The sequence below is a fragment of the Salinisphaera shabanensis E1L3A genome, assembly GCF_000215955.2.
Taxonomy (GTDB): domain Bacteria; phylum Pseudomonadota; class Gammaproteobacteria; order Nevskiales; family Salinisphaeraceae; genus Salinisphaera; species Salinisphaera shabanensis.
This window is the reverse complement of sequence record NZ_AFNV02000007.1, coordinates 136,931-148,769: the sequence shown is the minus strand read 5'-3', so window position 1 is coordinate 148,769 and position 11,839 is coordinate 136,931. Positions and strand designations below refer to the sequence as shown.

12 protein-coding genes, 2 tRNA genes and 1 pseudogene are annotated in these 11,839 nt (G+C 61.6%); 2 read left to right on the top strand and 13 right to left on the bottom strand.

The features are described 5' to 3' along the window. Both SSPSH_RS06160 and SSPSH_RS06155 read left to right on the top strand, forming a co-directional pair. On the top strand, positions 1–674 hold a 674-nt coding region (locus tag SSPSH_RS06160), incomplete at its 5' end, for a cytochrome c oxidase assembly protein (protein ID WP_006915106.1). 382 nt (positions 675–1,056) lie between these two features. Beyond that, a complete protein-coding gene (locus SSPSH_RS06155; RefSeq protein WP_021031494.1) occupies positions 1,057–1,293 on the top strand; it encodes a hypothetical protein in 237 nt (78 codons plus the stop codon). A 75-nt stretch (positions 1,294–1,368) separates the two neighbouring features. Here the strand turns inward: SSPSH_RS06155 and SSPSH_RS17815 are convergent, their stop codons facing one another. The 13 genes and pseudogenes from SSPSH_RS17815 to SSPSH_RS06100 form a co-directional block, all read right to left on the bottom strand. Then, positions 1,369–2,319, bottom strand: a complete 951-nt coding sequence (locus SSPSH_RS17815) for a hypothetical protein (protein ID WP_006915104.1) — start codon at positions 2,317–2,319, stop codon at positions 1,369–1,371. After that, positions 2,291–3,259: an alpha/beta hydrolase gene (locus SSPSH_RS17810; RefSeq protein ID WP_006915103.1), complete on the bottom strand. Its 969-nt coding sequence runs from the start codon at positions 3,257–3,259 to the stop codon at positions 2,291–2,293. The genes SSPSH_RS17815 and SSPSH_RS17810 overlap by 29 nt, the downstream gene beginning before the upstream one ends. A 667-nt stretch (positions 3,260–3,926) precedes the next feature. Continuing rightward, positions 3,927–4,003, bottom strand: a tRNA-Arg gene (locus SSPSH_RS06145). Positions 4,004–4,017: 14 nt separating this feature from the next. Then, positions 4,018–4,110, bottom strand: a tRNA-Ser gene (locus tag SSPSH_RS06140). 168 nt (positions 4,111–4,278) lie between these two features. Beyond that, a complete protein-coding gene (locus SSPSH_RS06135; RefSeq protein ID WP_006915102.1) occupies positions 4,279–4,458 on the bottom strand; it encodes a carbon storage regulator in 180 nt (59 codons plus the stop codon). Between the two features lie 10 nt (positions 4,459–4,468). After that, entirely contained in the window at positions 4,469–5,743 is a 1,275-nt protein-coding gene (locus SSPSH_RS06130; protein WP_006915101.1) for an aspartate kinase, read from the bottom strand. Between the two features lie 63 nt (positions 5,744–5,806). Continuing rightward, a pseudogene (gene alaS / locus SSPSH_RS06125) lies at positions 5,807–8,423 on the bottom strand (alanine--tRNA ligase). A gap of 93 nt (positions 8,424–8,516) precedes the next feature. Next, a complete protein-coding gene (locus tag SSPSH_RS06120; RefSeq protein WP_006915099.1) occupies positions 8,517–8,813 on the bottom strand; it encodes an MTH1187 family thiamine-binding protein in 297 nt (98 codons plus the stop codon). Positions 8,814–9,009: 196 nt separating this feature from the next. Beyond that, complete coding sequence (locus SSPSH_RS06115; protein WP_051339764.1) at positions 9,010–9,297, bottom strand: regulatory protein RecX; 288 nt, start codon at positions 9,295–9,297, stop codon at positions 9,010–9,012. Further along, positions 9,183–9,479, bottom strand: a complete 297-nt coding sequence (locus SSPSH_RS19840) for a hypothetical protein (RefSeq protein WP_420852595.1) — start codon at positions 9,477–9,479, stop codon at positions 9,183–9,185. The genes SSPSH_RS06115 and SSPSH_RS19840 overlap by 115 nt, the downstream gene beginning before the upstream one ends. 33 nt (positions 9,480–9,512) lie before the next feature. Next, positions 9,513–10,598 (bottom strand): recombinase RecA, encoded by a 1,086-nt coding sequence (gene recA / locus SSPSH_RS06110; protein ID WP_006915097.1) that lies wholly within the window; start codon positions 10,596–10,598, stop codon positions 9,513–9,515. Between the two features lie 214 nt (positions 10,599–10,812). After that, positions 10,813–11,223 (bottom strand): 2'-5' RNA ligase family protein, encoded by a 411-nt coding sequence (locus SSPSH_RS06105; protein WP_021031490.1) that lies wholly within the window; start codon positions 11,221–11,223, stop codon positions 10,813–10,815. A 31-nt stretch (positions 11,224–11,254) separates the two neighbouring features. After that, positions 11,255–11,764 carry a CinA family protein gene (locus tag SSPSH_RS06100; RefSeq protein WP_006915095.1) on the bottom strand — a complete coding sequence of 170 codons (510 nt, stop codon included), beginning with the start codon at positions 11,762–11,764 and terminating at the stop codon, positions 11,255–11,257. Between the last annotated feature and the right edge of the window lie 75 nt (positions 11,765–11,839).

Below are 11,839 nucleotides of genomic sequence, written 5' to 3'. Positions count from 1 at the left end.
CTCAGGCCAATTTACAGAACGAAGGGTGCACTCCCCTGCTGGGCGCCGCCCTGGCACTGGTCGCGCTCAGCCCGCCACTGATGCATTACGGCCATGCGTCTATCGAAGGGCATATGATTCAGCATCTGATGCTAGGCATGTATGCGCCGATCGGTCTGGTGATGGCCGCACCGGTTACGCTCGCGCTACGTACACTGCCCCAGCGACCGGCACGCGCCCTGGTGCGTTGGCTGGCCAGCGCGCCCGTGCGGCTGCTCGCGCATCCGATCACCGCCGCCGTGCTGGATATCGGCGCCATGTTCCTGCTCTATCTCACCCCGCTGTACGGACTCATGCACGATACGTCGTGGCTCGGCGCCGTACTCCACCTGCATTTTCTACTGGCCGGCTGTCTGTTCGTTTGGGCGATCGTCGGGCCCGACCCCGCGCCCCATCGGCCCGGGCCTCGCCTGCGCCTCCTCGTGTTCTTCTTCGCGATGGCGCTACACGGCGCCTTGTCGAAATACATGTATCTGCACGGTTACCCGCTCGAATCGGGCGCCGCGCTCGAGCAGCGCCGGTTCGCGGCGGAACTGATGTACTACGGCGGCGATCTGGCCGGGCTCGCCATGGCGGGCGTGTTCTTCGCCGCACGCTACAAGGCACGTCGACCAGGCGTCGCGCCGGCGCTCTGAGCGGCCGCCGTGGCGGCGCGTTCCAAGGCGTGTCGTCATGAGATAAGACGGCGCACGGATCAACAAGCATCGGCCAGGCGAGGCATCGCGCGTGTGCCCATCACCATGCCACGTAAGCGAGTCCGTAAAGCAACAACAACGTCGGATTGCCGGGGCTTGGCCATCGGCGCCTGATTATTTCTTTGAGGGTTGCCCGCGCCGGGCGGCCTTGACCACGGTCGGCCACACTCGGCGGCACGCATCGTGCCTGACACCCGCGCGGGCAATGCGTCGTCCTATCTCGTGACGACACGCTCTAGGGGTTTATCCCGATCCCGCAGCCGGCCTCGCACCTGCTACCGTTGAATTTCAGTATTTCATTTCGCGCGATGCGAGGTTTCTCATGCCAAGCTGTGACTGTTGCGGAAACGACTACGACAAGGCGTTCACCGTCGAAACGGCGGGCGGCCGCCGGTACACCTTCGACTCGATCGAATGCGCGGCCAACGTGATCGCGCCGACCTGCCAGGGCTGTGGCTGTCGCATACTCGGCCACGGCATGGGGGCCGCCGGCCATGTCTATTGCTGCGCGCATTGCGCCGAGGCGAACGGCGCCATCGCGTCGCAGGACCACGCCTAGCACAGTCGGGTTACGCCCGCCCGTCATGAGGCTCGGGCCTGCATAATGGGCCGAGCCTTTCTCTTTTCGCCCGCGCTACGGCGATTGACGCCTTTCGCGCCGGGACGAGCCGGCGGGCAGCAGCGGCAGTTCAACACCGCCGGATAGCGTCACCACGCGTGGCAGCCGATTGAAACTCAGAAAATACTGGTTATGGAACCCGTAAACCATGAGATAAACCTCATCGCCCGGGTTCAGATGGGTCGACACACCCACGAGCGGCTGTTGGTAGACACCCTCGTCGTGCCCGCGCAACGGCGCGATCTGCGTATTAATCAGGTCGATCCGGGTTTCGCCCTGCCGCTTGAGCCCGAGCCCGACGAATACGATCGCGTCATCGGCCAGACTGTCGACCTGAAGATCGGCCATCGGAATACCGGCCAGCGTCGTGGGCTGCTCGGCGGTAAACAGGAACAGCTCGCGCGACGGCGCCGTCAGTTCGTTGAGCAGCTCAGGTGGTAATAACTGAAGTACCTCGTCGGTGAGTACGCCACCCAGATCGCCGGGGTTGGTCAGCAAGGCTTCGAGCGTATCCAGCAGGTTGGTCACCGTCATGCCCAGTGACTCGAGAACCGTTGGCAACAGCGGGCTCCCGTTGATCTGCAGGCCCTGAAGAACACTGACCACGGTTTCGATGACCGGCCCGGTCGATAGGGTGGTCGCGGGTATGGTGTAGCGTTGCCCGCCGACCGGGATGTCATCGGTGACGATGCCGTGGCTGTCGTCCTGTACGAAACAGTTTTGATCCACCGGCGGCCGGGCTTCGATGCCCCGCAGTTTTTCGTCTAGAAAACTGAGCATGCGCTCTGAGGTATCGTACGTGGCGTTGCCGCAGACCACGCGCGGATCCAGGTCGAAGCCGAACGCCCCCTGTACGGCCTGGAACAGCGGCAGGATATGGCCGGTTCGCTGCACGAGCAGGCGCACATCGTTGCCGGCGGCCCGCAGACAGCTCGCGTTACGCACGGCCTCGTTCATGTTGAACATGCGTGTCGTTCACGCCCTGCACGAAAAACGCATCGACGCGGGGTACGCCCTCGCTCGGCCGCAAGCCTTCACAGAACGCATTCAGGCCGTTGCCCCGGACCTCGGTGAGAATATCGTCCGAGATATTGCCGAACTGTGCCTGAAGAAAGCCCTCGTATAGGAAAGGATCAAGTGCACCCTCGGCCCCGACCACACCGAGCAGCACCAGCAGGTCGAGCCAGACGGTCTTGGGCGTGTCGTTCGGCGCCAGGCTGTAGGTCAGGTCATACCAGGTGGCCGCCGGCACGATGGCATCGATTCGCGGATCGACCCCCGCGCCCACGAGCTGGAAGCCGCCCCCGTAGGATAGCCCGAGCGCGCCGATGACAGGTTCGCCCCGGCGATACGCCAGATGGCCCTCAAACTGCTCAATTGCGTGGTCGATGACCGCACGGGTGTCGCGGCCTTCGAAATCGGGATTTTCGACCTTCACGCTGCCGCCGGTTTCGCCGAAGCCGCGCTGGTCGAAACTGACCACGAAATAACCCGATTGCCATGCATTGCGCGTCGCGACATCAGATGCGTTGGAATCGTCAGCGACATCGTCGAGGTTGGTGATACGGCTACCGCCAAAGCCGTGGCTGTGCACGATCAGCGGCGCGCACTCTCCCTCTTCCAGCGCCGGCGTATACAGCGTCATCGCCACATCGATGGTCTGTCCATCGATATCGGTCGACTGTGTCACCGTGTCGACGCGCCCCGCGTCGAGCGCCGGCGCGTCATCCTGACAGTACAACAGCGTCGATGCCGGGGGCGTGCCCCCCTCGTCGCCGCCGTTCTGGCCGCCGTTCTGGCCGTCCACCGACAGATTGATCGACGCATCGTCGTCTCCGCAACCGACCAACCCGACCAGTGCCATGACAACGATCGCCCAGCCCGCACGCCACCGTGTATACGCCATGATCTCCCCCTGCGAACCGCGCCGACACGGCCGGTATGTATTGGAATTGTTACTCGGACGTTACCGTAAGCGCCCGCGCAAGTCATGGGTAAAAACCATTTATTACGACTTTAAGAGCTCATAACAACCCGCCGACCGCCAATACGATGACCTTGTCTAATCCCATGCTCGAACGGCACCTGCGCCAGACAGCGCTTTTGCGAATACGCGATTCGCCGAGATACGCGTACAAAACGCCTCGCCGGGCAAAGCGTCATCAAGGGTCGGCTAAGGCACAAAGTGTCCCGCATCGCCAGCGAAGAAATCTGGCGGCAACCGCCTGACACGATTGTTCGCTGCTCGTACTTCGCAGCCGGTGCGCCCTGCCCTAAACCGTTCAACAGCGCTGGGGGGCGGTTGTCGAACTCTCTTGTTGTCTGTCGGGAGTTCGAATTGAGTCGTTGCAAATAAAAAAGGCTTCCCATCTCTGGGAAGCCTTTCTTGCATGGCGGGCCCGGGAAGATTATATTCGCCGCTGCGCGGTCACCCCTTCGGGGCCGGTGCGGCTGGCGCCGCCCCGTTCAACCGCGCTGCGCGCGGTTGTCGAACTCTCTTGTTATCTGTCGGGAGTTCGAATTGAGTCGTTGCAAATAAAAACGGCTTCCCATCTCTGGGAAGCCTTTTTGCATGGCGGGCCCGGGAAGATTCGAACTCCCGACCTTGCGGTTCGTAGCCGCACGCTCTATCCAACTGAGCTACGGGCCCTTGACTGATTGTCATGGCGGAGAGGGAGGGATTCGAACCCTCGAAGGGGCTATAAACCCCTTACTCCCTTAGCAGGGGAGCGCCTTCAGCCACTCGGCCACCTCTCCTAAAATCGTTGTCCTGCGAAACGCAATCGCCGTTCTAAAAAGCCGTTTGCGTCGGCTGTTCGACAAACCGACTTACCGGAGTAGCGGCCTTGCGAAAACGAACTCTCATTCGTTCAAGGCCGCGAATAATACCCGGCTAAGCCCTGCGGGTAAACCCCTTGTTTCACTTCATTTCGTGTCGATTGTCGATTCGCCGGTCTCAAGCGCGTCGTCTACGCTTTCGACACGAACGTCGCGCGGCGCCTCGACGGCGATACGCACGCGTTCGCCGTCGGTATCCAGCACTCGTACTTCGATTTCGTCGCCGATTTGCAGACGCTCACCGGCGCGACGTTCAAAGATCAGCACGGAAGCGTGATCAGGCCTGTTCCGCGCTCGGTGTAAGCTCGCTTTCGACCTTCTGCGGCTCTTCGTCGAGCTCGAATTCGTCGTGCAGCGCACGCACCGCCAGCTCCAGATACTTGGTCTCGATCACGATCGAGATCTTGATCTCGGTGGTGGAGATCATGCGCAGGTTGATGCCTTCGCTGGCCAGCGCCTTGAACATACGCGCAGCGACATTCGCATGCGAGCGCATGCCCACGCCTACGAGCGATACCTTGGCGATACCGGCCTGACCGGACACTTCGCGGGCGCCCAGATCCTTGGCCGCTTTCTCGAGCAGCTCCTTGGCGGCATCGAAATCGCGCGTATGCACGGTGAAGGTGAAATCGGTAAGCGTGTAGTCGCTGGACGAGTCGCCCGACACGTTCTGCAGAATCATGTCGACTTCGATATTGGCTTCGCCGATCGGGCCAAGCAGCGAGTAGGCAATGCCGGGCTTGTCGGGCACGCCAAGCACGGTGAGCTGGGCTTCGTCCTTCGTGAAGGCGATGCCGGAGATGATCGGTTCTTCCACTTGTTTCTCCAATGTAATGAGCGTGCCGGGGCCGTCGTCGAAGGTCGACAGAACGCGCAGGGGTACGCCGTACTTGCCGGCGAACTCGACTGCCCGAATCTGTAGGACTTTCGAACCCAGACTGGCCATTTCCAGCATTTCTTCAAACGTGATCTGCTCGAGACGGCGTGCGCCGGCTACCACGCGGGGATCGGTCGTATACACGCCGTCGACGTCGGTATAGATCTGGCACTCATCCGCGCCCAACGCGGCGGCCAGCGCTACAGCCGTGGTGTCCGAACCGCCGCGGCCAAGCGTCGATATCTCGTTGCTTTCGGTAATCCCCTGGAAGCCGGCGACCACTGCGACATCACCATCGTCGAGGGCGCTGCGCAGGTTGTCGGGTTCGATCTTCTGGATACGCGCCTTGGAATGCGAATCGTCCGAGATGATCGGCACCTGCCAACCCGTGAACGAGCGGGCCGATACGCCGGCGTGACGCAGCGCCATCGACAACAGCGAGATGGTGACCTGCTCGCCGGTGGAGAGCAGTACGTCCATTTCGCGCGCAACCGGGCGCCCTTCGAGTTCTTCGGCCAGCCCCTGCAGGCGATCGGTTTCGCCGCCCATCGCCGATACCACAACGACGACCTGGTCGCCGTTGTCGCGATAGCCTTTGATTTTCTGGGCAATGCGCTTGATCTTTTCGACCGAGCCGACGGATGAGCCGCCGTATTTCTGGACAATCAGTGCCATGGAATATCGCTTTCCTTGTCGTACGCGCAATCGCGCCTGTCTTGAACCTTGATACGAGTCAGCTTACCCGAGTCGCTGCTCGATCCAACCGTAAACGCTTTCCAGTGCGTCATCGAGCTTGCCGGCGTCGCTGCCGCCCGCCTGGGCCATGTCGGGTCGACCGCCGCCTTTGCCGCCAACCTGCTCGGCGACGAAGTTGACCAGATCGCCCGCCGGCAGCGCCTTGTTTTGGCTCTTGTTCACGCCGGCAATCAGCGCGACCTTGCCGTCGGTGGCCGCGCCGAGTACGACCACGGCATTGTCGAGCTTGTTCTTGAGCGCATCGACCGTATCGCGCAACACCTTGCGATCGGCACCGTCCATGCGCCGGACCACGACCTGCGCACCACCTATCTCACGCGCGGCGTCGGCCAGATCATCACCCTGGCTGGCAGCCAGCTTCTGGTTGGCCTGATCGAGCTGTTTTTCCAGCCCAGCGACGCGTTCGAGCATGCGATCGAGCTTGTCTTCGACTTCTGCCGGCGCGGCCTTTAGACGCGATGCCACACGAATTTCGCGGGCCATCGTGTCCTGTACCCATTTGAGCGCATGCGCGCCGGTCACCGCCTCCAGACGTCGCACGCCTGCGGCCACACCCCGTTCTTCGGTGATCTTGACCAGACCGATTGCGCCGCTGGCCGGCACATGAGTGCCGCCGCACAGCTCGACCGAATAGTCACCGAAGCGCACGACACGCACCTCATCGCCATACTTTTCGCCAAAGAACGCGAGCGCGCCTTCGGCGATCGCGTCGTCATAGCTGCGAGTATAGAACTGGCCTTGGATATTCTCGCGTACGCGCGCATTCACTTGCGCTTCGATATCGGCGAGCGTCTCCGGCGTCACCGATTCGAAGTGGGCAAAGTCGAAACGCAACCGATCGGGCGCAACCATCGAACCTTTCTGACGCACATGGGTACCCAGCGTTTCACGCAAGGCCGCATGCAACAAATGGGTGGCCGTATGGTTGAGCTCGATCGCCTGCCGACGGTCGGTATCGACCACCGCATCGACCGCCGCGCCGGCGACGAATTCGCCGGATTCGACTTGCCCGAAGTGCAGAAACACGCCGTTCTGCTTCTGGGTGTCGGTCACAATGAATCGCGCATCGTCGGCATCGATTGTGCCTCGGTCGCCCAACTGCCCGCCGGATTCACCGTAGAACGGCGTGCAATCGAGCACCAGCACGCCCTCGTCGCCTGCTTGACAGGCGATCGACCGGCTGTTCATCCTGTACCAGGCTCACGACCCGGCCGCTGCCCCGGGTTTGGGTATAGCCGATGAATTCGGTCGGCGACTGTACGTCGATCTTGGCGTGATAGTCGGCACCGAACTGACTGGCCGCACGGGCGCGTTCGCGCTGGGCCGACATTTCGGCATCGAAACCGCGCGTATCGAGTGTCAGGCCGCGCTCGCGAGCGACATCGTTGGTGAGGTCGACCGGAAAACCGTAGGTGTCATAGAGCTTGAAAACCGTCTCGCCCGGAATCTCCGTGCCGCTCATGGCGCCGATCGCATCCTCGAGAATACGCAGGCCCTGAGCGAGCGTGAGCGCGAAGCGCTGCTCTTCCTGTTCGACCACGCGCTCGATCTGGGCTTTGGAATCGGCCAGTTCGGGGAACGCTTCGCCCATGAGTTCGACCAGCGGGCCGACCAGTTTGTAGAAGAACGTGCCGGTCGCGCCCAGCTTGTGGCCGTGGCGAATCGCGCGCCGCATGATCCGGCGCAGCACATAGCCGCGGCCTTCGTTGGACGGCATCACGCCATCGGTGATCAGAAACGCAGTCGCTCGGATATGATCGGCTACGACCTTGAGCGAGGACTGCTGGGCCGGTTCGGCCTTGGCAGCATCAATGCCTACCGCGTCCGCGGCGGCGGCGATCAACGTCTGGAAAACATCGATCCCGTAGTTGTCGTGCGTACCCTGCATGACCGCAGCGATCCGCTCGAGGCCCATGCCGGTATCGATCGAGGGCCGGGGCAGATCGACCATCGTGCCATCGGGCTGGCGGTCGTACTGCATGAACACGAGATTCCAGATCTCAACGAACCGATCGCCGTCCTCTTCCGGCGTGCCGGGCGGGCCGCCGGCAATGTGATCGCCATGATCGTAAAAGATTTCGGAACACGGGCCACAGGGGCCGGTATCGCCCATCTGCCAGAAGTTGTCCTTGGCACCGATACGCGAGAACGTGTTTTCCGACACGCCGATCTCGTCGAGCCAGATACGCTCGGCTTCTTCATCTTCCTCGTAGACCGTGACCCAAAGTTTGTCCTTGGGCAGGCCGAGCTCGACGGTGAGAAATTCCCAGGCGAAATGAATGGCGTCGCGCTTGAAGTAATCCCCGAAACTGAAGTTACCCAGCATCTCGAAGAAGGTGTGGTGGCGCGCGGTATAGCCGACGTTTTCAAGGTCGTTATGCTTGCCGCCAGCACGCACACAGCGCTGCGACGACACCGCGCGGCTGTAATCGCGCTTGTCGCCGCCGAGAAACACATCCTTGAACGGGACCATGCCGGCATTGGTGAACAGCAGGGTTGGGTCCGACGCGGGGACCAGGCTGCTCGAGGCGACGAATCGATGCTTGTGCCGTTCGAAATATTCGACGAAACGCGCACGCAACGCGTTGGTGGACATCATGGGCAGGCGCCTCTTACAAAGTCAGCTGGGAGCAAATAGCGAGCTAGTTTAGCAGAGCCTTTCGGCCTGCCCTACCGGCACCGGCATGGTCAATCATCGCTGCGCGCGTACGCTATCGAGCTTGTCTTGATTGGTTTGATCGCGGTCGCTGCGGCTGCCCAGCTTGATCGTGGTGAATACACGCGGCGCGCCCAGATCATGGATGGTCTGATGGCATTGCTTGAACGCCGCAAACACGTCGTCCCACTCACCTTCTACATTGGTGCCATAGGCGTGCACGATCGGGTTGAGGCCGGCTTCTTCGAGTATGGGCTGGCACGCCGCGATAAAGCCAGACACCGATACGCCCACCCCCATCGGAATAACACAGATTTCGGCGGTTATCTTCATCTCGTATCTCCTAAGACGAAAGCTCGAACGGGACCAATCAACCGACGAGTGAACTGGATCCGCGCTGGCCGATCCAATCGAGGGTATTCACGCCAGCGTATAGAACGCAGGCTTGGCGTCGAGAAAAATCTGTGCGGACAGTTGCCGGGCGCCGCGCTCTTCGAGCGGGCCAACCGGTCATGCGCCCTAGGTCGAATCAGTCGTCGAAGGCTGCATTGAGCATATCCATATCGAAGCCTCGGCGCTGCAGGAAACGCATCTGTTTGGCTTTGGCGGGGAAATCTTCGGGCTGCTCGACACCGAAACGCTTGGCCCGCACGGCTTCGGCCAGCGCCTTCCAGTCCGTTTCGGTTTCAGCGAGGGCTCGCTCTATCGCGGCGTCGTCGATTTGCACGGCCGCCAGCTCGGCGCGAATACGCACCGGGCCCACGCCGCGGGCCGCGCGCGACGCGACCATGGCATCCGCATAGCGGGTCTGCGACAACAGCCCTTCGCGATAAGTTCGTCGAGGACTGACGAAATCTGTTCACGGTCGTGATCTCGCTTGGCAAGCTTGTCCGCCAGCGCGGCCGGCGCATGCTCGCGGCGCGCGAGCATATCCATGGCCCGTTTTCGAATCGCCAGCCGCTCGGCCTGCGGATCGAGCGGCTCCTCGTCCTGCTGCATCATCGCTTCAAAACGGCGCAAGCCAATGCGGGGCTAGCTGTTCTTGCCACCTTGTGCGGCGCCCAGCAAGTCGTCCGACGCCGCGCCTTCAGCGGCCTCGGCCTCGGGCTGTTCGTCTTTCTTCTTGCGCTTGGGCGCCAGCAATTTTTCGCGCAGCGAATCTTCCAGCTGCTGAGCGATTTCCGGGTTGTCCTTGAGGAAATTGCGGGCGTTGTCCTTGCCCTGGCCGACACGGTCGCCGTTATAGGAATACCAGGAGCCGGCCTTTTCGATCAGGTTGTTGGCCACGCCCAAGTCGATGATCTCGCCTTCGCGCGAGCTGCCTTCGCCATAGAGAATTTCGAATTCGGCCTTGCGAAACGGCGGCGCCATCTTGTTCTTGACGACTTTCACGCGGGTTTCGTTGCCGATGACTTCATCGCCCTTCTTGATCGCGCCGATACGGCGAATATCCAGACGAACCGAGGCATAGAACTTCAGCGCGTTACCGCCGGTGGTCGTCTCGGGGCTGCCGAACATCACACCGATCTTCATACGGATCTGGTTGATGAACATCACCGTGGTGCCGGTGCGCTTGATGTTGGCGGTGAGCTTGCGCAGCGCCTGGCTCATTAGACGCGCCTGCAGGCCGACATGCGAATCACCCATCTCACCTTCGATTTCGGCCTTGGGCGTGAGCGCGGCTACCGAGTCGATGACCACGATATCGACCGCAGCCGAACGCACGAGCATATCGGCGATTTCAAGCGCTTGCTCGCCGGTGTCCGGCTGGGAAATCAACAGGTTCTCGATATCTACGCCCAAGGCTTCGGCATAGGTCGGGTCGAGCGCATGCTCGGCGTCGATGAACGCCGCTGTGCCGCCAGCCTTCTGGCATTCGGCAATTGCTTGCAGGGTGAGCGTGGTCTTGCCCGACGATTCCGGGCCGTAGATTTCGATCACGCGGCCGCGCGGATAACCGCCAATGCCCAGCGCGATATCCAGGGTGAGCGAACCGCTGGAAATGGACGGAATATTGCTCGTGTCCTGATCGCCCATGCGCATGACCGAGCCTTTGCCGAACTGGCGCTCGATCTGGCTCAGTGCGGCTGCCAGTGCTTTTTTACGATCTTCGTCCATAATTATCGTCGCTTTGTCGTTCGTAGATACGATCGCCCTATTCGTCCTAGGCGATACTGCCATGACCGGCGCGCAGCCATTATTTCATAACCGGTCGGCTAGGAAAGAGGCCAGCGGCGCAGTTCGCGATAGGCGCCAGCGTGGCCGTTTTCGCCGCTAACAACCAGCGAAAAATCCCGAACCGGCCACTCGATGGGTTCGATCGCGCCCGAGCCTACCGAGTCGATCTTGCGCCTGATAGTGACATGCGGCCGATAGCGTGCTTCTCAATGGCTCGAGCTGTATTTTTATCCAGCTTTGTTGCCAAGTCCAGCAATACCGGCGATACCTGAGACGGTCCGAACCACGCAATCCTGGCGCGCCTGAACAGACCAAGGCGATCAAGCACCAGCGTGAACCTGGGCAAGTCGATACGAGCAGCCGTATCGAAAAGGTCATCCAAGGTATGGGACTCGACCTTACCCAGAAACGCCAGCGTGAGATGCAGCCGCGCTGTGTCGCCAGGTCGACCGTCTATCTCCAGCGTATCGGCCTGCGCCGCAATCCGGCGGGCGACATCGGCCGGCGGCATCAGCGCGAAGAACAGACGCTGCACGCCCGACGTTCGGCTGGCCCCTTCGATCATGCGCCGCTAGTCAATCAATTGCCGCGCGCGATCAGCCGGCGTCGGCACGTTCGCGCAAACCGACAAGAGCCGCGACCACGCTCTGGCAGCGTACTTCGTCGCGCGTACCCTCGAATTGATAGCGGATCACCTCGGGCGCCCGGTCCCGCTCCATCCAGCCAATGAATACGGTACCCACCGGTTTGTCGTCACTGCCCCCGCCCGGCCCGGCAACGCCGGATACCGCAATGGCCCAGTCGGCCAGACTATGCGAGAGCGTGCCCTCGAGCATGGCGGCAACCACGGCCTCGCTGACCGCGCCGTAGCGTTCGAGCAATTCGGCATCGACGCCCAGGCTGTCGCGTTTGGCGGCGTTGGAATACGTGACGAAACCGCGCTCGAACCATTCAGAACTGCCGGCCCGATCGGTACACGCGGCCGCGATCATGCCACCCGTACAGGATTCGGACGTAGCCAAGGTCTCGCCGCGGCCGGGCAGAAGCGTCGCAAGCTGATCGACGAGCGATGCGATCGAATGGTGAGCGTCGTAAGTTACGGTCATGGCGCTATTATGCCTAAAACTAGTCCCGATTTGCGGACACACGCCGGTATCGACAAATAAATAAAAGCGCGGCTG